Annotated in this window: 14 protein-coding genes; 3 read left to right on the top strand and 11 right to left on the bottom strand. The window is 69.9% G+C overall.

Annotation, left to right across the window (positions count from 1 at the left end):
- Positions 1–3: 3 nt before the first annotated feature.
- Positions 4–186 (bottom strand): hypothetical protein, encoded by a 183-nt coding sequence (locus AC1M14_RS16705; protein WP_102771604.1) that lies wholly within the window; start codon positions 184–186, stop codon positions 4–6.
- Positions 183–1358 (bottom strand): PepSY-associated TM helix domain-containing protein, encoded by a 1176-nt coding sequence (locus AC1M14_RS16700; RefSeq protein WP_102771866.1) that lies wholly within the window; start codon positions 1356–1358, stop codon positions 183–185. Before AC1M14_RS16700 ends, AC1M14_RS16705 begins: the two co-directional genes overlap by 4 nt.
- A 214-nt stretch (positions 1359–1572) precedes the next feature.
- Between AC1M14_RS16700 and AC1M14_RS16695 the strand changes: the two genes are divergently transcribed.
- Positions 1573–2274 carry a metallophosphoesterase gene (locus AC1M14_RS16695; protein ID WP_102771865.1) on the top strand — a complete coding sequence of 234 codons (702 nt, stop codon included), beginning with the start codon at positions 1573–1575 and terminating at the stop codon, positions 2272–2274.
- 18 nt (positions 2275–2292) lie between these two features.
- Here AC1M14_RS16695 and AC1M14_RS16690 read toward each other — a convergent pair whose 3' ends face one another.
- The gene (locus tag AC1M14_RS16690; protein ID WP_479730072.1) at positions 2293–4890 is read right to left on the bottom strand and encodes a penicillin-binding protein 1A; all 2598 of its coding nucleotides are present in this window, start codon (positions 4888–4890) and stop codon (positions 2293–2295) included.
- Positions 4891–4988: 98 nt separating this feature from the next.
- Entirely contained in the window at positions 4989–5795 is an 807-nt protein-coding gene (locus tag AC1M14_RS16685) for an AraC family transcriptional regulator (protein WP_209164825.1), read from the bottom strand.
- Positions 5796–5962: 167 nt separating this feature from the next.
- Here AC1M14_RS16685 and AC1M14_RS16680 point away from each other — a divergent pair, with 167 nt between their 5' ends.
- Entirely contained in the window at positions 5963–7201 is a 1239-nt protein-coding gene (locus AC1M14_RS16680; protein ID WP_102771601.1) for an MFS transporter, read from the top strand.
- 10 nt (positions 7202–7211) lie between these two features.
- Here the strand turns inward: AC1M14_RS16680 and pgaD are convergent, their stop codons facing one another.
- The 4 genes from pgaD to pgaA are packed head-to-tail and all read right to left on the bottom strand — an operon-like array spanning position 7212 to position 13534.
- The gene (gene pgaD / locus AC1M14_RS16675) at positions 7212–7655 is read right to left on the bottom strand and encodes a poly-beta-1,6-N-acetyl-D-glucosamine biosynthesis protein PgaD (RefSeq protein WP_102771600.1); all 444 of its coding nucleotides are present in this window, start codon (positions 7653–7655) and stop codon (positions 7212–7214) included.
- Positions 7652–8989 carry a poly-beta-1,6-N-acetyl-D-glucosamine synthase gene (gene pgaC / locus AC1M14_RS16670; RefSeq protein WP_102771599.1) on the bottom strand — a complete coding sequence of 446 codons (1338 nt, stop codon included), beginning with the start codon at positions 8987–8989 and terminating at the stop codon, positions 7652–7654. Before pgaC ends, pgaD begins: the two co-directional genes overlap by 4 nt.
- Positions 8986–11022, bottom strand: a complete 2037-nt coding sequence (gene pgaB, locus AC1M14_RS16665; protein ID WP_479730071.1) for a poly-beta-1,6-N-acetyl-D-glucosamine N-deacetylase PgaB — start codon at positions 11020–11022, stop codon at positions 8986–8988. The genes pgaC and pgaB overlap by 4 nt, the downstream gene beginning before the upstream one ends.
- Before the next feature lie 10 nt (positions 11023–11032).
- A complete protein-coding gene (gene pgaA, locus AC1M14_RS16660; protein ID WP_479730070.1) occupies positions 11033–13534 on the bottom strand; it encodes a poly-beta-1,6 N-acetyl-D-glucosamine export porin PgaA in 2502 nt (833 codons plus the stop codon).
- Between the two features lie 467 nt (positions 13535–14001).
- Here pgaA and AC1M14_RS16655 point away from each other — a divergent pair, with 467 nt between their 5' ends.
- On the top strand, positions 14002–15210 hold the full coding sequence (locus tag AC1M14_RS16655) for a GGDEF domain-containing protein (RefSeq protein ID WP_479730069.1): 1209 nt from the start codon (positions 14002–14004) through the stop codon (positions 15208–15210).
- Here the strand turns inward: AC1M14_RS16655 and AC1M14_RS16650 are convergent.
- The 3 genes from AC1M14_RS16650 to AC1M14_RS16640 form a co-directional block, all read right to left on the bottom strand.
- Positions 15200–17116, bottom strand: a complete 1917-nt coding sequence (locus tag AC1M14_RS16650; RefSeq protein ID WP_479730068.1) for an alpha/beta hydrolase family protein — start codon at positions 17114–17116, stop codon at positions 15200–15202. The two genes, AC1M14_RS16655 and AC1M14_RS16650, sit on opposite strands and share 11 nt — an antisense overlap.
- 111 nt (positions 17117–17227) lie before the next feature.
- Positions 17228–18193, bottom strand: coding sequence for a Bug family tripartite tricarboxylate transporter substrate binding protein (locus AC1M14_RS16645; protein ID WP_479730067.1), 966 nt, complete (start codon positions 18191–18193; stop codon positions 17228–17230).
- A 31-nt stretch (positions 18194–18224) separates the two neighbouring features.
- On the bottom strand, positions 18225–20267 hold the full coding sequence (locus AC1M14_RS16640) for a metallophosphoesterase (RefSeq protein WP_479730066.1): 2043 nt from the start codon (positions 20265–20267) through the stop codon (positions 18225–18227).
- Positions 20268–20287 lie beyond the last annotated feature (20 nt).

The raw sequence follows: 20287 nt of genomic DNA, 5'->3' as shown, positions 1-20287 counted from the left end.
CCGTTACGTCGCCGGAAACGCCCAATAGCGCACGATCACCGCCAGCAGGATGGACAGGGCGACCCAGGAAGCCCAGTGCCAGCCGCCGGTGCCCAGCAGCGCGGCGAGCAGGCCGAATACGCTGAGCAGGCCCAGGACGATGGGCGCGCCCCAGACGAACATGAAACCGCGGGTCGTCTTGGTCATGCGGGATTCCGTTGAGGTTGGGCGGCCGCCTGGTGCTTGCGCACGAGTTCGGCGATGCGGGCTTCGGTGGCGCGGCGGCGCGCCAGCCAGAGGTAGAGGCCGCTGGCCAGCACGATGATGGTGATGACGTCCAGCAGCGCCCAGATGATCTTCAGCGGCAGGCCGGCGTAGTCGCCGAAGTGCAGCGGGCGCGACAGCTCCAGCGCGGTCAGGTACCAGGGCATGCGGGCCACGGTGGTGAGCTCGCCGCTGCGGCCGTCGACCAGCACCGGCGTGTTCAGGCGCGAGGTCAGCGGCGTGTCGCCGCGCATCCAGACGATGTAGTGGTGGGGGCTGCCGAAGGCGTTGCCGGGGAAGGCGATGAAACCGGCGACGGTGCCCGGCACGGCCTTGAGCGCGGTGTCGGCGGCGCCCTGGACCGAGGCCAGCTCGGTGGGCACGCCCGCGCCCTTGTAGGGCTCCAGGATGCGCGGCAATTCGGTGGACTGCCATAGCCGGAAGAGCGGCGTGGACAGTTCGTTGATCACGCCCGTCACGCCCACCACGAAGGCCCAGACCAGCGTCACGATGCCGAGCAGGTTGTGCAGGTCCAGCCACTTCAGGCGGGTCGAGCGGGCGGCGCGGACCGTGCCGAACTCCAGCTTTTTCATGAAGGGGCCGTAGAGCACCACGCCGGAGACGATGGCCACGCAGAAAAGCAGGCCCATGAAACCCAGGAACAGTTCGCCGGCCAGCCCCGCGAACAGGTCCACGTGCAGGGCCAGCATGATGTTCATGAAGGTGAAGCGATCGTCCACGTACGGCGGCCCGTCCAGCAGCACGTCGCCGGTGCGCCCGTCCATGCGCACGGCATGGCCCGACACCAGGGCGTCGCCGGGCTTCTTGGCCATGCCGACGTAGACCTGGGGTTCGTCGGGGTCGACGTAGACGTAGTCCACGACTTCGCCCGGGTACATGGCGCGGGCGGCGCCGACCAGCTTGTCCAGGCTGGCCGGCGGGGTGGAGGCCGGCACGTCCGACAGCGGCTTGGCGTCGTCCAGCCAGTGCTCGATCTCGTGATGGAACACCAGCGGCAGGCCGGTCAGGCAGATGATGAGCAGGAAGATCGTGCAGACCAGGCTGGTCCACTTATGGACCAGATACCAGGTTTTGATGGTGGACGCGGCTGTCATGGTGTGAGGCGCGGGCAGCGCAGTGAAAGCGGTGCGGGAGCGGTTTCCGGAGGGCGGATTAAGCCCTGGGTAAGAAACATGCAAAGTTATCACGAATAAGACTGATTCGCGTCATCTATTTTTTCAGGGCCGGATAAGAACTGTGCGCGGGGGCCGCGCCAAAGCGGGTTAAAAAGGAAAGGTCGTGTATCGATAAAGTGGTGGTTTGCAGGTCATGGAGCAGCGTTTTCTCAAAGTTCCGCGCAATACGCAGGGCCGCGATTTCGCGGTGGGCGATCTGCACGGGCATTTTTCGCGCCTGGAGGACAGCCTGGGCGAGCTGGGTTTCGAGCCGTCCCGGGACCGGCTGTTCTCGGTGGGCGACCTGGTGGATCGCGGCCCGGAAAACGAGGCGGTGCTGGACTGGCTGGCGCGGCCCTGGTTCTATGCGGTGCAGGGCAATCACGAGGACTACGCCATCCGCCACGTGCGCACGGGGCGGGTGGATGTGAAGAACTGGCGGGAATACGGCGGCGGCTGGTTCCTGGATCTGCCGCGCGAGCGGCAGGAGGCTTTTGCCGAGGCGTTCGAGCGGCTGCCGATCGCCATCGAGGTCGAGACCGAGGCCGGCACGGTGGGCCTGCTGCACGCCGATTGCCCGGTGCTGTTCTGGCCGCGGCTGGAGTCGGCGCTGCAGGACCGCTACCGGCGCACCGCCGAGACCTGCCAATGGTCGCGCGAGCGGCTGCGCCAGATGAACCGCAGCGGCATCCAGGGCGTGCGCGCGGTAGTGGCGGGCCACACCCCGGTCGCCGCGCCGCTGGCGCTGGGCAATGTCTACCACATCGACACCGAGGGCTGGCGCTCGGGCTACTTCACTTTCCTGGAGCTGGAGTCGCTGCAGGCCTGGCCGCGCGACGTGGTGACGGAGCTCTGATCCCGCGCGGCGCGGCGATTACAGCGGCCGCGCAGGCAGCGCGCCGGGGCCGCTGACGGCGCCGGCCTGGGCCGGGGCCTCGGCGTCGACGCGCGGCACCGGGATGGGCGGGAAGGAGGCCGCGCCGGCCGGCGGCGCGCTGCGGGCCTGGGGCACCGGGATGGGCAGGGCCTGCGGCATCTGGATCGGCGCGTCGGCGCCGCCGCCCGGCGCCGGAGGAGGCGGCAGCGGCTTGACCGAGGTGTCCACGCCATCGGTGGAGCGGCGGTTGTTCAGGAAATCCGTCAGCTCGTCGCCGGACGACAGGTCCAGCGAGGCCACCGCCTGGCCCGGCGGGAATTCCGAGAAATAGTATTCGCCGTTGTCCACCAGCAGCCCGTCGGGCCGCGGCGCGGGCTTGCTTTCCGGCATGCCCTTGAGCGCCGGCTGCATGTAGTCCAGCCAGGTGGTCAGCGCCAGGCCGCTGCCGAATTCGTTGGTGCCCAGCGAGCGCGGCTGGTCGAAGCCCATCCAGACGGTGGTGGCCAGCTTGGGCGTGAAGCCGGAGAACCAGACGTCCACGGCCTCGTTGGTGGTGCCGGTCTTGCCGCCCACGTCGTTGCGCTTGAGCACCTGGTGCGCGCGGGCGCCGGTGCCGCTGACGGTCACGTCGCGCAGGATGTCGTCCATCACCCAGGCGGTGCGCGGGTCGATGGCGCGCGCCTGCTCGTCGCCGGCGACCACGGGCTGGGCCTGCATCAGCACGTTGCCGGAACGGTCGGTGACGCGGTCGATCAGGTAGGGCGTGACGCGGTAGCCGCCGTTGGCGAACACGCTGTAGGCGTTGACCACCTGCAGCGGCGTGGCGCCGCCGGCGCCCAGCGCCAGCGGCAGCACGGCGGGCCAGCGCGCCTTGTCGAAGCCGAAGCGGGTCAGGTAGTCCTGCGCGTACTGCGGCGTGATGGCCTGCAGGATGCGGATCGACACCATGTTCTTGGAGCGCACCAGGCCCTGGCGCAGCGTCATCATGGGTTCGTACTTGTTGCCGTCGTTCTTGGGCTGCCAGGCCTTGGAGCCGGTCTGCTCGGCGGTCAGCATGAAGGGCTGGTCCGAGACCTGCGTGGCCGGGGTCAGGCCGCGCTCCAGCGCGGCCGCGTAGACGAAGGGCTTGATGTTGGAGCCTGGCTGGCGCCAGGCCTGCGTGACCCGGTTGAAGCCGCCGCGGTTGTAGTCGAAGCCGCCGATCATGGCGCGGATGGCGCCGTCCTCGGGCTGCATGGACACCAGCGCGGCCTGCAGCGCCGGCATGTTGATGATTTCCCAGTTGTCGCCGTTCTTGTGCAGGTACACGACCGAGCCGCGGCGCAGGCGCTGCTTGTCGCCGGCCTTGGGGTTGAGCGCGCGCGCCACGACCGCCAGCGCCTTCTTGTCGGAGATCGTGATGATCTCGCGGGCGCTGCGGGCCACGGTGACTTCCGTGGGGCTGGCGGCCAGCACCACGGCGGCCAGCAGGTCTTCGCTGTCGGGCGTTTTTTCCTGCACGCCGTCGAGGATTTCGTCGAGCGCGACCGGGTCCTGCTCGACGTTGGCGGGCAGGTCGATCTGGTCCTCGGGGCCGGGATAGGGGGCGCGGCGCGTATAGGCCAGCACGCCGTCGCGCACCGCGAGATAGGCGGCCTCCTGGTCCTTGGAATCGATGGTGGTGTAGACGTCGATGCCCTTGGAATAGGTCTGTTCCTGGAACACCCCGTACATCAGCTGGCGGGCCAGTTCGGCGGGATAGTCGCCGTGGATGGCGAAGCCGCGCGCGCTGGCGCCGTCAGCGCCGCGGACGGTCAGCTGCTGGTTGATGGCCTCGTCGGCCTGTTCCGGCGTCAGGTAGCCCAGGGTCTTCATGCGGCCCAGCACGTAGTGCTGGCGGATCTGGGCGCGCGCGAAATTGGTGATGGGGTTGTAGCGCGAGGGCGCCTTGGGGATGCCGGCCAGCATGGCGGCCTCGGCCGGGGTCACCTCGGACAGGGGCTTGCCGAAATAGGTGCGCGAGGCGGCGGCGAAGCCGTAGGCGCGGTGGCCCAGGTAGATCTGGTTCATGTAGAGCTCCAGGATCTGGTCCTTGGTGAGCTCGGATTCGATCTTGAAGGTCAGCAGCAGCTCATAGAACTTGCGCGAGTACGTCTTTTCCGACGACAGGTAGAAGTTGCGCGCCACCTGCATGGTGATGGTGCTGCCGCCCTGGGTCTTGGACTGCTTGACGATATTGGTCAGCACCGCGCGCGCCACGCCCATCCAGTCCACGCCGCCGTGGCTGTAGAAACGGTCGTCCTCGGCGGCCAGCACCGCCTGGCGCATGACCGGCGGGATTTCGTCGATGCGCAGCACGTTGCGGTGTTCTTCGCCGTATTCGCCGATCAGCACCTTGTCGGCGGTATAGATGCGCAGCGGCACGCGCGGACGGTAGTCCGTCATGGCGTGCAGGTCGGGCAGGCTGGGCCAGGCCAGGGCCAGCGCCAGGCCGAGCGCGACGGCGCCGCACACGGCCACGCCGGCGGCGGCGATGCCCGCCTTGACGAGGTGTCGTTTCCAGGGGAAACCCGGTTTGCCGCCCGGGGTGGCGGGAGATTGCTGGGGGGTGCTCATTGCAGGCGATTCTAGGACATAACCGTATAGACCGCCCAGCGGGCAATAAGGTTTCGGTAACGAAAAATGTAACTCGGGCGAAGCCCGCCGGCCGGCTTTCAACCCTGGGCGGCCGGGCGCAGGTAGCGCTGCGGCGGCGCGCCCAGCGCGCGGTGGAACATGGCGGAAAACGCGCTGGCGCTACGGTAGCCCAGATCGGAGGCGATGCGCGCGACCGGCTCGCCCTGGGCCAGGCGGCATACCGCGTCGGCCAGCCGCACCTGCTGCACCCACTGGCGGTAGTTCAGGCCCAGTTCGGCCTGGAACAGCCGGATCAGGGTGCGGGCGCTGGCGCCGACCTCGCTGCCCCAGTCCTCGATACCGCGCTGCAGGCCGGGCCGGTCCAGGATGGCGGCGCAGATGGTCTGCAGGCGGCGGTCGCGCGGCCACGGGATCTGCAGGGGCGCGACGCGGGCGGCGGCCAGTTCGGACAGGGCCAGCGCGGCGATCTGCTCGGCCCGCCCGCCCAGCGGATAGTCGATGGGTTCGGCGGTGAGCGCCAGGATCAGCTCGCGCAGCAGCGCACTGACCTCGACCACCTGGCATTGCGGCCAGTAGCCGCGCGCGGCCTCGGCCTGCAGGTAGAGCGAGCGCATGGAGACCGCGCTCACCATGTCCACGCCGTGCGGCACCCCGGCGGGCACCCACAGCGCGCGCATCGGCGGCAGGGCCCACAGGCCGGTGGGCGTGGTCACGCGCATGGTGCCGCCGACCGCGTACACCAGCTGGGCGCGCGGATGGGAGTGAGTGCCCGTGCGCGCGCCGGCCGGGAATTCCTTGGCCATGGCCGTGACCACGCGCGGGCGGTCCTGGTAGTCCTGGGCGTTGACGCTGCGGCCGGGATCGGGAAGGGTGCGGGTCAGCATGTCTGTCACTTCCGGCATGAGAATGAGTCAGGCGACAAAAGGATGATTCACGCATTTTGTCACTTTCAAGACGAAAAATGGCAGATCGGGACGGGACGCGCTTCCTACACTGGCTACAGGTCCCGGCATCGCGCCGGGAAAGCCGTCCCCTTTATTTCCCGAGATCCATGAACCCCGCCCAGAATCCCGCGGCCGCGATGGCCGACGCCCAACCCGCCGCACCCGCCGCTTCAGACCCGTCCACCGCCTTCAAGGTGCTGGGCGCGATCAGCGTGGCGCACCTGATGAACGACATGATCCAGTCGATCCTGTTGGCCATCTACCCCATGCTGAAAGAGTCCTTCACGCTGTCGTTCGCGCAGATCGGGCTGATCACGCTGGTGTACCAGCTGGCGGCCTCGCTGCTGCAGCCGTTCATCGGCTTCTACACCGACCGCAATCCCAAGCCGTATTCGCTGCCGGTGGGCATGGGCTTCACCCTGGCGGGGCTGCTGATGCTGGCGATGGCGCCGTCGTTCGGCTGGCTGCTGGCGGCCGCGGTGCTGGTGGGCACGGGCTCGTCGGTGTTCCATCCGGAGTCGTCGCGCGTGGCGCGGATGGCCTCGGGCGGGCGCCACGGGCTGGCGCAGTCGCTGTTCCAGGTGGGCGGCAACGTGGGCTCGGCGCTCGGGCCGCTCGCCGCGGCGCTGTTCATCATTCCGCACGGGCAGCGCAGCGTGGCCTGGTTTTCGCTGGCGGCGCTGTTCGGCATCGTGGTGCTGACCGGCATCGGGCGCTGGTACAGCGCCAACCGCGAGCGCCTGAAGCCGCGGGCGCGCGGCGCGGCGGCCGGCAATGCGCTGTCGCGCCGGCAGGTGCTGGGCGCGCTGGCGGTGCTGGGCGTGCTGGTGTTCTCCAAGTATTTCTACCTGGCCAGCCTGAACAGCTATTTCACGTTCTACCTGATCGACAAGTTCGGCCTGTCGGTGCGCGAGGCGCAGCTGTACCTGTTCCTGTTCCTGGCCGCGGTGGCGGTGGGCACGGTGGTGGGCGGGCCGGTGGGCGACCGCATCGGCCGCAAGATCGTGATCTGGGTGTCCATCCTGGGCGTGGCGCCGTTCACGCTGCTGCTGCCGTACGCAAACCTGTTCTGGACCGGGGCGCTGGTGGTGGTGATCGGCGTGGTGCTGGCCTCGGCGTTCTCGGCCATCGTGGTCTATGCGCAGGAACTGGTGCCGGGCAAGGTCGGCATGATCGCCGGCCTGTTCTTCGGCTTTGCGTTCGGCATGGGAGGCCTGGGCGCGGCGGCGCTGGGCAAGCTGGCCGACGCGACCAGCATCGCCCATGTGTACCAGGTGTGCGCCTATCTGCCCCTGCTGGGGGTGGTGGCGGTCCTGCTGCCGGACGTGGAGAAGAAGAAGGCGTAGTAGCCGGCGGTCAACCCGTGTGCACCGCGGTAAGCAGCGGGCTGCGCGTCTCGATGCCGGTGATGCGTCCGTCCGGCCCGTGGTGGATGACGGCCGTGCGCGATGCGCGCAGCTCCGCCAGCTGCGCCGGCGTGAGCCCGAAGCTCATGGCCAGCCGGCGGTCGCCAAGCGGCTTGATCGGCTTGCGCCGGTCCTTGCCCGCGAAGCGCCGGTGGTTGTAGACCGCCCAGGCCACCAGCAGGGCGGCGTTGGCCAGCGCCAGCAGCGCATAGCCCGACAGGGTGCGCAGCGTGGGCACGAAAGCCGGCAGCGGCGACAGCCCCGGGCCCTGCGCGTCGCGCAGGATGGCCAGGATGCCGGCGCCGAACAGGTACACGAAGGCGAACCAGCCCAGGGCGGTCAGGACGAGGTCGAACAGATAGCCCGCGCGCGAGCGTTGCGTGGTGATGATCATGATGCGTCCGGTGATTTGATGCCCCGGTCCGGGCTGACCCAGCGCGCGCGCCGGGCCTGCTTGCGGAGCATGACCTTGGGAAAGCTGACCAGGGTGGTGAACAGGCTCACCATCCAGAAGGCCAGCGGATACCAGATGACCCAGTACAGCGCGCGCGGCAGGCCGGGCTCGTAGCGGCGGTCGATCAGGATGCTGACGACGAACTGCAGCAGGCACACCATGGCCAGCATCATGCCGGTGAAGGCCGGCGGCATCAGGCTGGCGATGTACATGTTGTTGGGCAGCGCCACGACCTGGCTGACGGCCCACAGCAGCACCGAGATGCCGAAGGCGAAGGCCCAGGCGGTGGACAGACAGAATTCCGCCATCAGCGGCCACAGCCGGCGGTGGCGCCAGATCCAGATCGAGCGCAGGTTCTTCAGGAAGACCTCGGCGCCGCCCTGGGCCCAGCGCAGCCGCTGCTTCCACAGCCCGCGCAGGGTCTCGGGCATCAGGATCCAGCACAGGCCGCGCGGCTCGTAGAAGATGGACCAGTGGTCGCGCTGCAGCTTCCAGCTGATGTCGATGTCCTCGGTGATCATGTCCAGGCTCCAGTAGCCCACGCGGTCCAGCGCCGCGCGCCGGAACGCGGCGACCACGCCGGACACGGTGAACACCTGGCCGTAGACGCGCTGGGTGCGCTTGATCAGGCCGATGATGGAGGAGAACTCCCCGACCTGGATGCGGCCGATCATGGTCGAGCGGGTGCGGATGCGCGGGTTGCCGGTGACCGCGCCGACGCGCGGGTTCTGGATCAGCGGCGCCACCAGGTAGGCGGCGGCGTCCGGGTCCAGCGTGGCGTCGCCGTCGATGCACACCAGGTACTCGCTGCGCGCGGCCAGCGCGCCCATGCGCAGCGCCATGGCCTTGCCCTGGTTCTGCGCCAGGTGCACCACGCGCAGCCGGTCGTGGCGCGCGGCCAGGCGGTCCAGCATGTCGGCGGTGCCGTCGCTGGAGCCGTCGTTGATGGCGATGACCTCGATGTGCGGATAGTTCTGCGCCAGCGCGGCCAGCAGGGTCTCTTCGCCGTGCTCGGCCTCGTTGAAACAGGGCACCAGGATGGACACCAGGGGATTGCCGGGCAGCGCCGGCGGCTGGCGGTCCTTGCCCCATTTCCAGTGCCGCTCCCAGTGCCACCAGAAATAGAGGCCGCCGCTCATCCACAGGCCGGACATGAAGAGCGGGTAGAAGAACACGAAGCCCAGCAGCGCCTCGCCGGTCAGCATCAGCGTGAAGCCGAACGGCACGCCGAGCATGGCGCAGAGTATGAGCAGAGCGATCAGGCGGTCTATCATCGGACGGGATACCAGGCTTCGGAGATGGCGGGCCGGATGTCTTGCAGCCGGGGCTGGTCTTGCGAGTAGTCGTCGGGGTAGTAGCCGAAGTTGCGGGCGCCGCGCAGCTGCAGCCGCTGCATCCAGCCGGCCAGCACGGCCGTGTCGATGGGCGTGGACTCGGGACGGTCCGGGCCGGTGCGCCAGTCGCGCGCCTGCAGTTCGAACACGGTCCTGTCCAGCGCGCCGGGGCGGCGCGCCACCGCGTCGACCATGCTGTCCAGCCAGGCGTGCTCGCCGGCTTCGGGCACGTTCTCCATGCGCGGCATCGCCATCGGGGCGGTCCAGTCGTAGGCCTGCAGGAAGTCGTCCAGGTTCTGCGCGAACCAGGTTTCGCTGGCGGGGTTCAGGATGGGCTGGGCGTAGATGTTGCGGGCCGTCTTGATGTGCGGGCCGCGCACCGCGCGCACGCGCCGGGTCAGCTCGTCCGTGAAATCGACCAGCGCGCGGCTTTTCAGGCGGGTCCAGCGCTGCAGCGTGTCGGGATCGGCGCGCAGCTCGGCGATGGAGCCGGGCAGGCCGGCGCGGCGGTAGGCCGCCAGCGCGCCGGGGCTGGCGTCCTCGAAATCGCTGAGCACCGCGTCGTCATGGAACAGCACGCCGTCGAACAGGGTGTAGCGCGACAGGTCCTCGTACAGGTCGCCGATGCGCTGGCGCGCCACCGGATCGAAGGGCGAGAGGCGGCGGTACTGGTCGGGATCCGGCGCCGGGGCGGCCCCGGGATGCGCGGGGTCCCAGCGCGTCACGTGCGCGATGGACGGGTCCAGGTCGACCGCCAGCACCGGCATCCATGCGTAGACCGCCACGTGGGCGCGGTTCTGCAACTGCCAAGAGACGCGGTTGAACAGGTCGGCGCGCATGGGCAGCCAGCGGTTGGGAAAGTACACGGAGCGCACCAGGCCGTCGGCCTCGGGATCGGCAAAGGCCTGCAGGAACACCGTGTTGATCTGCATGTCGGCGATGCGCTGCACCAGTTCGCCCAGGTTGCGGTCGACCTGCGCCGGGTCGGGGTCGTAGATGTAGTCGAGGTCCACGTGCGCGACGCGCATGGTGGGCAGGGCTTCCATGCCGCCGATGCTGTCGGCGAACGGCCGCAGGTGCGGATCGTTGGCCAGCAGCAGGCGCGGCGCGGACATCAGGCGCGAGACCCGGCTGGGGCCGTCTTCCAGCGTCAGCGCCATGCGGTAGCCGTGCTCGCCGGCGATCTTCAGGGTGGAGCCGCCTTCGGCGCCGTAGGGCCAGACCCAGACGCGCGGCGCCTTGCCGGTGGCGCGGCGGATCTTCTCGCTGATGGCGGCGACGTCGCGCTGCATGCGGGCCTGGAACTGCGCCTCGGTTTCGTACTGGCGGGCGCCGGCGTCGTAGACGCGGATGGCGGCCGCCGGCTCGGTATTGCCCTGCGGGTTGGCCAGGGCGCCGTAGTGCGAGGCGTTGGTGTGGGCGGCGATCTCCACCAGGCCGGAACGCGAGATCTCGCGCACCCCGTCCCAGTCCAGGAAGCGCTCGCGCGGCTGCGGGCTGCCGCCGAAATCCACCTTGCGGTCGGCCGGCGTGTCCATCCAGACGCCGACCGGCGCCAGCACGGCCGGCCAGCGGTAGGCTTCGAGGATGGGCAGCACGCGGGTCTGGAAGCTGCGGTAGCCGTCGTCGAAACTGAGCAGCACCGCGCGCTCGGGCAGGGGCTTGCCGCCTTCGCGCGCGGCCAGGATCTGGTCCACGGACACGGCCTGGTAGCCGTTCTCGCGCAGCCAGGCCAGCTGGTCGACCAGCCGGTCGGTGCGCACGCTGAGAAAGCCCTGGTCGGGGTCTTCGTCTTCCACGTCGTGATAGGCCAGGGCCAGGAACTGGCCGGACGGCCAGGGCCGGTCGGCCGGCGCGAGGCTGCGTTCGGCCGGCGGCGTGTAGACGGGAATGTCCTTGGCGCAGGCGGTCAGGAACAGGATCAGCAGCAGCAACAGGCCGGCCAGGAGGATGCGGGTATGGGTTCTAAGCATGGCGGCGGTCTCAGAAGCGGTAGGCGAGGTCGAACACGATGCGCAGTTCGCGCTCGCGGTCGCCGTCGTACGGGCGGCTGATGCCGGTGATCATGGCGCCCATGTCCAGCACGTCGTTGGCACGGTAGCGCTGGCCGTAGCCCAGGGCGAACACGCCGCCGGTGCCGTAGCCCTGCTGCGTGTAGGCGCCGGCGCCGACGGTGCCGATCTGTTCCCACGCGGTTTCGTAGCGCCGGTACAGCGTGTGCGTCAGCCGCAGGCCGGGCACCAGCGTCAGGTCCGAGCGCGGGTTGAAATAGGGCACGTCGCTGCCGCCGCTGTTGTGCTGGGTGGAGATGTCGAATTCCAGGTCGGCCTTCAGGTGCGGGGCGGTGTAGACGCGTTCGCGTCCGATCAGGCCGAGCGACCAGCGGTTGTTGCCGTCGCTGAAGTGCGAGGGCGACAGCGCCAGGGTCCATTCGCGGCGCTCGTCGGCGCGCCAGCGCACGAAAGCGGACAGGCTGTTCGACGAGATGCCGCTGGCCAGCGCGCGCAGCGGCGTCTCGCGCGAGATCAGCTCGGCCGAGCCGCCGACCTGCCAGCGGTCGTCCAGATCGTAGGCGGCGCTCAGGCGCAGGCCGGGCTTGACGCCGTCGCCGTAGTCGTGGGTGGAGACTTCGCCCTCGACGGTGAGGTCACGGCCGCGCCATTCGACGCCGGCGCGCACCCAGCGGTAGGTGCCGCGGCCTTCCTCGAAGTCGCCGGCCGCGTAGCCGCCGCCGCCGAACGCGCGCCAGTTGTAGTCCAGCGGCTTGGAGTACACCACCGCGTCGATGCCGAAGTCGCCGCTGCCCGAGACCGGGCTGTCCGAAGCCAGGCCGCGGTAGCCGGCGATGCGCAGCTCGGCCATGTTGTGCACCTGCCACTGGCGCGCCAGCCGGCGCGACACCAGGTCCTCGGGCGCGCGCGCCAGCGTGTCCTGGCTGAGCGCCTCGGCCTGGCGCCATTCCTGCAGGTCGAGCGCGGTGAATCCCTGGCCGTTCTCCACGCTCAGGCTGCGCGGCGACAGCGTCTCGGCCATTTTCAACGTGCGTTCCGAGGCGCGCGGCTGCGAGCGGGCGCGGTAGACGCCGGCAAGCTGGGCCTGCAGGCCGGAGTTGTTGGGCGCCTCGCGCACCATGTGTTCCAGGCTGCGCTGGGCGGCCGGGGTGTCGTCGGCCTGCAGGCTGGCGGCGGCCTCGGTCTGCATGCGCTCCAGGCGCAGGTCGTTGGGCAGGCGGCTGGGCTGGCCCTTGAGGTAGACCCAGTCCGGATAGTCCTGGCGGTTGGCGGCCAGGCTTTGCGAGGCCTGGTCGAATTGCTCGGCCTCGGCCAGGGAGTAGTACAGGCCGGTCTCGGTGTTCAGGCGGTCCTCGGGATCGTCGTTGCGGGCCGCGTCGTCGGCGGCGACCTGGCGGTAGATGTCGCGCGCCTTTTCCGGCTGGCGCAGGTACAGGTAGGCCGAGGCCACGTCGTTCAGCGCGTAGCGCGGCACCTGTGCGCCTTCGGCGCGCAGCGCCTCGTATTCGCGCACCAGGTCGGCCATGCGCGCGCGCGCATGCAGCGCGTGCAGGCGGTCGATGCGGGCGCGCAGCACGTCGTCGCGCGCGGACTCGCCCAGCGCCTGCCAGGCCGGGATCAGTTCGTCGTAGCGGGCCAGGGCGCGGTCGGCGACGACGTAGCGTTCGGCTTCGTTGCGCGCCGGCATGGAGGCCAGGCGCACCTGCTGGGCCACGGCGTCGGCCTCGAAGCGCCGCATCTGGGCGGCGTCGAACAGGCCGGGATGCTCGGACGCGCGCGCCAGCGCCGCGCCCGACATGCGGGCGCGGGACAGCGCCTGTATGTATTCGCGCTGCACGTAGGGCGTGTCGGGAGCGAGGGCCAGGGCGCGGTCGGCCTGGTAGAGGGCCTCGAAAGGGCGCCCCTGCCGGACGTGGACGTAGCCCAGCGCCAGGCGCGCGTCGACGTCGCGCGGCTGGCGTGCCACCCAGCGCTCGCCGGCCTGGAGCGCGGCCTGCGTCTGGCCGGCGTCGGCCAGCGTCATGATTTCGCCGGCCTGGAAAGCCGTGTGCCGCGGATGGCGGCGCAGCCCCGCGCGGTAGGCGGCCAGCGCCTCGGGCCAGCGCTGCAGGTCGCGGTAGGCGCGCGCGGCGGCCAGCTGCACGTCGGCCGGCGGATTGGCGCCGGCCGGCAGCGTCTCGAAGGCGGCCGCCGCCTCGGCGGGCCGGCCGGCCCAGCCGGCGATGACGATGTGGTCGTAGATGGCGCGTGGCCCGGCGGCGGCGCCTTGCCGGCGCAGCATCTCCAGCGCGGGCTCGTAGTCGCCGGCGCGGGCCCGGGCGATCAGGCCGTCGTAATCCTCGGCGGGGGCGGCCAGCGCCAAGGCCGGCGCCAGGACCGCACAGGCGGCCAGCAGGCGCAGGCCCGCCGCGGCGTCAAGGCGCGATAGCGACCGGTTGGCGGCTTTTCCCGCAGGTTTTCCTTTGCATGGCATCTGTAGTACTTCCGCAGTTGCGACTCGGGACGTTCGCCGCCTCCGCCGGGCAGGCGCGCGCCGGCCGGACAGCCGGACGCCGCGCGGGCGCGCAGCGCCGGCGATGGAGGTGGGGAACATGGGTTCAGTTGCGCGGCGCCCGCTGCGGGGACCTTCGCACTCGCGCTATCGAAGTGCATGGCTAGTACGCGCCACGTCCGATGGACGTGGTTGCGGCACTCTGCGGCGCCGTCAACGGGATGCACTGTAGGACGTTTTGGATATTTCAACTGTCAAGTAGTGCAAAGGAGACGCGCACAGGGGCCGGCGCTGGCGTATTCTTCGTCGCTCGGGCCGGGGCGAGTGCCGACGAGGATAGCGCGCCGGCTCGTCCTGACTGTAACAAAAGACGTCAAAAATGCTAGGGTGTAACGCGGCGCGAGCGGTGCGCAGTGCGGCAATCCCAACGAGGGCGCGCGGCAGGAGCCATGACGATTTCCTTATTCTTCCTGATGTGGGGACTGGCCACGGCGCTGGCGCTGCCCTTGTTCGTGCTGTTCCATGCACGCGACCTGGGCGGCATCCGCGCGTTCACCGCGGCCAATGCGCTGGCCGTGGTGTCGTTGCTGGCGTATGCCTCGTCCGGCCTGCTGGCGCCGGGCCCGGCCGTGATGGTCTCGAACGCCGCCTGGGTCGGTTCGCTCGGCCTGGTCCATGTCGGCGTGCGGCGGTTCTTCGGGCTGCCGCCGCAGGCGCAGGCCACGGCGGCGCTGGGCGCGCTGTGCATCCTGGCGTTTGCGCTGCTGCTGTTTGCCGGCGGCGAGCTGCGCGCCCGCATCCTGTTGTTTTCGGCCATGACCTGCGTGGCCATGCTGGCCACGGGGCGGGTGATTTTCCGCCAGCGCCGGCGCCTGCAGACCCGCGGCGTGATGGCGTACCTGATGCTGGCGATGTTCGGGCTGGCGGCCGTGCAGGGCCTGCGCCTGGCGGTCTATTCCATCGGCGGCGAGGCGCCCCATTCCTTGCTGGAACCGTCGGCCTGGGGGCTGTTCTTCATCGTCTGCGGAGCGGTCACGGTGCCGGCGCTGTTCCTGGCCCTGCTGTTGCTGGTGCAGACCAGCCTGTCCGAGCAGATGCAGGCGGCGCTGACCTTCGACAGCCTGACGCGGGCGCACTCGCGGCGCAGCATCCTCGACGAGCTCGAACGCGAATTGCGCCGCTGCCATCGCGCCGGCGGCAAGCTGGCCGTGCTGTTGCTGGACATCGACCACTTCAAGTCCATCAACGACCGCTACGGGCATGCGGCCGGCGACGGCGCGCTGCGCCATTACGCGCAGGTGGTGCAGCGCGCGGTGCGGGCCAGCGACCGTCTCGGCAGGCTGGGCGGCGAGGAATTCGCGCTGCTGATGTATGACTGCGATCCGGCGCACGCGCTGGTGCAGGCGCAGCGGGTATGCGACGCGGTGCGCGACGCGCCGCTGGCCCTGCCGGACGCCGAGGTGCCCATGACCACCAGCGGCGGCCTGGCCCTGTACCAGCCGGGCGATACCGCCGACGGCATCCTGGCGCGCGCCGACGCGGCGCTCTACCGCGCCAAGCAGCAGGGCCGCGACCGCGTGGAGATGGCCTCGATCGGGCGGGCCGCGGGCCGCGCGCGCCCGGACGGCGCGGCAGCCGAGGCGCGGTCTACGGCTTGAGGTGTTCCTTCAGGAAGCGTTCCATGGCCTCGTAAAACTCGAACTTGTTCTCGTCGTTGTGAAAGCCGTGGCCTTCGTTGTCCTTGACCATGTATTCGACCTCCACGCCGCGCGCGCGCAGCGCCTTGACCATCTGGTCGCTCTCGTCCTTGTTCACGCGCGGGTCCTTGGCGCCCTGCGCCACGAACAGCGGCGTGACGATGCGGTCCGCGTGCAGCGCGGGCGAGGTCGCGGCCAGGCGTTCGCGGTCGCGTTCGGGGTCGCCCACCATGTCCTGCATCTTGGCCAGCATGGGCTTCCAGTACGGCGGGATCGACTGCATGAACGTGAACAGGTTGGACACGCCCACGTAGTCGACCGCAGCGGCGTAGAGCTCGGGCGTGAAGGCCACGCCGGCCAGCGTGGCGTAGCCGCCGTAGCTGGCGCCGTAGATGCCGATGCGCTTGGGGTCGGCGATGCCTTGCTGCACCAGCCACTGGACGCCGTCGGTGATGTCATCCTGCATCTTCAGGCCCCATTGCCCGAAGCCGGCTTCCCAGAAGGCGCGGCCATAGCCGGTCGAGCCGCGGAAGTTCATCTGCAGCACGCAGAAGCCGCGGTTGGCCAGGAACTGCACCTCCGGGTTGTAGCCCCAGCCGTCGCGGGCCCACGGCCCGCCATGCGGATTGACGATGCAAGGCAGGCCGGACGGCGCGCGGCCGGCCGGCAGCGTCAGGTAGCCGTGCACGGTCAGGCCGTCGCGCGTCTGGTAGCTGATGGGCTGCACGCGCGACATGTCCGCCTCGGGAATGGCCGGGTTGATGTCGGCCAGCTTGGTCAGCGTGTCGGCGGCGGCGTCGTAGATGTAGCGCGAGCCGGGCGTGCGGTCGTTGTAGGCGGCGACGATGAATTTGTTTTCATCGCGGTCGTAGCCCTGGATGGCGAAATCGTAGCCCGCGAGCCGCGCCGACAGCGCCTTGAACAGCGCCTCGGTCTGCGCGTCGAAAAAGCGGTATTGCGGCTTGTCGGTCTGGTAGGCGGCCAGCGTCAGCACGCGGCGCTTGCGCGAGTACGCCGCGGCGTCAAGGTCCACGTCCTCGGGCGTGTAGATTTCCTCTTCGGCGTCGGGATTGGCCGGGTCGATGACGACCAGCGCCAGCTTGTCGCGGCCGCGGTTGGACAGGGCGTAGAACTTGCGGTCGTCGAAGGTGAAGAACGCCGGGCTGACGCTGGTGCGGTAGTCGGTGGTGATCAGCGGGCGGAATTCGGCGGCTTCGTCGTCGCGGTAGAGCAGGGTGGTGTTCAGGCCGTCGCTGGCGACGGCGGCGCGTACCTTGCCGGCGTGGTCGGTCTGCCAGCCGACGATGTTGCCGGGGTTCTGCGCCACCAGCACCGCCGCGCCGGTATGGACGTTGACGCGGTAGACGTCGAAGACTTCGGGGTCGCGCTGGTTGTGGCTGATGAGGACGTGGTCGGGGTCGTCCTCGAGGTCGTCCTCGATGCCGGCGCGCACGCCTTCGTAGGGAGTCAGGTCGGTGATCTGGCCGGTCTTGGCGTTGACCGCCAGCACGTGGAAATTCTCGTCGCCGCCGAAGTCCTTCTGGTAGAGCACCACGTCGGCGCCTTTCCAGAAGAAGTTGCTGATGTCGCGCGCGGTCTCGCGCGTGAGCAGGCGCGGGTCGCCCACGGGCTTGCTGCCTTGCAGCGGCTGCACGTAGATGTTCATGCGGGCCGGGCTGCCGTCCACGCTGGTGGGCTGCATGAAGCCCAGGGTCTTGCCGTCGTCGGCCAGGCGGAAGAAGCCGCGGTCGGGGTTGCGGAAGAAATCCTTCAGGGGATAGGCGCGCGGCGGCTGGGCGGCGCTGGCGCCCAGCGATGCGCCGACGATGCTGGCGGCCAGGACGGTGCGCTTGAGGAACGAGAACAAGAGAGGACCTCCGGGGTTGCTGCGGCCGCGGGCTGGGCCGGCAGCCGCCTGGTCCACCGATGATGCCATAGCGCCGCCGGCGGTGTCGAACCGCCTTGCGCATCGTCCCCGCTATTGCGGCGTCACCCCGGCCGTCTTGACGATGCCGGCGTATTTGCTCATTTTGGCGGCGATGAAAGCCTTGAATTCCTGCGGCGGCTTGTACGCGACCGTCAGGCCCTGGCCTTCGAGCTTGGCGCGCACGTCGGCGTCCTGCAGCGCGCGGGCCACGTCCGCCGAGATGCGTGCGACCAGCGCCGGCGGCATGCCGGCCGGGCCGAACAGGCCGAACCAGTTGGACAGGTCGAAGTCGTCCAGCCCCACCTCGCGCGCCGTTGGCGTGTCCGGCAGCACGGCCTGGCGCTGCGGGCCGGCTACGAACAGCGGATGCAGGGTGCCGGCCTTGATGTGGCTGATGATGGCCGGCGCGGTGGCGAAGAAGACGTCGATCTGGCCGCCGACCAGGTCGGCCACCGCCAGCGACGTGCCGCGATAGGGCACGTGCATCAGGTTCATGCCCGAGCGCACGCGCAGCAGCTCGCCGGCCAGATGCTGCTGCCCGCCCGTGCCCGGCGAACCGAATACCGCCGAGCCCTGCGCCGTGCGCCGCTTCATGTCGGCGTAGGTGGTCACCGGCAGCTTGGGGCCGCTGACCAGGATCAGCGGCGCATCGGCCACCAGCGCGATGGGCTGCAGGTCCTTCATGGGGTCGTAGCGCATCTGCTTGAACACGAGCTTGTTAATGGACACCTCGGGCGTGTAGGCCAGCAGCAGGGTATGGCCATCGGGCTTGGCGCCCACCACCTGCTCGGCTCCTATCATGCCGCTGGCGCCGGAGCGGTTCTCGACCACGACCTGCTGGCCCCATTGCGCCGTCAGCTTCGCGCCCAGCACGCGGGCGATCACATCGGTGGCGCCGCCGGGCGCGTAGGCCACGATCAGGCGCACCGGCCGGTCCGGAAAGGATTCGGCGCGGGCCGTCAGCGCGAGGCAGGCGGCGGCCAGCGCCGCCGCGATTTTCATTCCGATTCGAAGCATGGGATGGCTCCTTGGGATAGGGGATTCGGGATCAGCCGCGCTCGATCAGCAGCAGCGCATGGCCCGGCCGATCGTGGCTGGCCGAGTCCACCGGCGTCTGCGGGCAGAGCAGGTCGATGACGCGCCCAGCGCCCGCGGCATGGCCGTGCACCGCGGCGGCGGGGCCGTAGGCCAGTTCGTAGCTGCGGCCGTGCGTAAGAAAGCGGCACAGGCGCGTGTGCGCCGGGCCGTCCAGCCGTTCGACCGAGGCCAGGCCGGGCCGGTCGAACACGGCGTTCAGCGCCGCCAGCGCCAGCGCCGCGGGCCGCGGATCGTAGCGCCGGTCGATCAGGCCATTGCGCGGAAAGTAGCCGCGGTCCACGTCCATGAAGGTGTCGAAGGCATAGCTCACCGCGTCGCCCGTGCGCGAGGCCAGGAAGGCTTCGGCCACCAGGGCGGCGATCGCGGCGTCGTCGGTGTTGGCCGCCGCCAGGCGGTCGGCCAGCTTCACCCCCACGTTCACGCACATGCCCCAGTCCTGCGCGCGCCGCGCCAGGTCGGCATGGGCGGCGATGAGATCGGCGCCCCAGTCCAGCCGCACGGTGATGCCGTCGATGTGCTTCTGTTCCAGCCGCGCCCGCAGCAGGGGCGCGGCGGCGTCCAGTTCGGCGGCGCGCAGCCCGGTGTTGACGAAATGGCTGTAGTGCTTGCCGTCGAAATGCGCGTCGTCCTCGCCGGTGCGGATCTTGCCGTAGATGAGCCGCGCGTCGGTGTGGCCGCGCAGCCTGGCGAGCGCGGGCCCCGCATCCTGCAAGGCCCGCGCGCTGAGGTTGATCTCGATGGCCGCGATGGGCACGCCGTGGGCGCGCGCCCGGTCCAGCAGGCCGGTGTCGGGCACGCCCAGCGAAGTCAGCACGAAGCGATGCCCGACGTCGGCCATCAGGCGGGCGCGGCGCAGCGTCTGTTCGTCGTGCAGGTCCTGGGTGGGGATCTTGAGCGTGCGTAGCCCCATTTCCCACATGGCCATGAGCGGGTAGTCGTTGCGCGCCAGCTTGCGGCCGAATTCCTGCACGCCGCCGGTGCAGGGAATCTCGACGATCTCGGCCCACGGGTGGCGCAGTTCGACCGCGACGCCGTCGCTGACGGCGGTCTTGGTATGCACGGGGGGCAGGGCGCGCGCCGGAGGCTGGCCGCCGGCGGCTTCGCCGCGCATCGCGCCGTGGGTGCGGATCAGCTTGGCCACGTGGCCGCGCTCGTGCACGTCGACGACGAAGTAGCCGAATTTCTCGACGTCGCCGCGGCCGAACTCGTCGGCCGGCGGCACGCGGTAGAACTCGGAATAGTCGTGCCGCAGGAAAGCGGTGGAGGGCAGCATGTACAGTTCCGCGCCGCCGATCACGTCGTACCAGAAATTGTGGACGTGGCCCGCGAATACCGCCTCCACCTTGGGATTGCCCAGCCGCGACAGCAGCCAGCCGCGGCCGGGCTCGTCGATGTTGTCGTAGGAGCCGCGTTCGGCCGGATCGTGCAGGTAGGGCGGATAGTGCAGCGACACGAACACGCGCCCGGGCGCGCCGGCCAGTTGCCCGTCGATCCACTCGCGCTGGGCCGCGTCGGCGTCCAGCCCGGAGTTGAACAGCAGCGCGTTGACGAACAGGAAGCGGACCCCGCCGTGGTCCACGGCGTAGTAGTCGGGGCCGAAGATCCCGCGGTACTTGTCCAGATAGCCGTCGCAGACGATGTCGGCCGGCATCCAGTCGATGCGCTTGTCGCCCACGTCGTGGTTGCCGGGCACCAGGTGCAGCGGCATGTCGATCTGGCTGGCGATGGCCTTGAAGCGGCGCGCGGCTTCCTCGAAGGAGGGCAGGCCGGGGACCGGGTGGACGATGTCGCCGAGGTGGATGGCGAAGGCCGGCGCCGGGTCCAGGCGCGCGATGTCGGCGAAGACGTGGCGGGCCCGCGCGTTGGCGCGCGCGTTGGTGGCGAACGGTGAGGCGCAGGTGTCCTCGGATTCGTTCACGTGGGTGTCGGCGACGACGGCGAAGCTGAACAGGCGGGCGCCCAGGGGCTGGCGCGGAAACTGGGGTTCGGTCACGGCGGTCATACTCCAATTTC

The sequence above is a fragment of the Achromobacter sp. SX5 genome (assembly GCF_056711425.1).
This window is presented reverse-complemented; position numbering and strand designations above follow the sequence as displayed.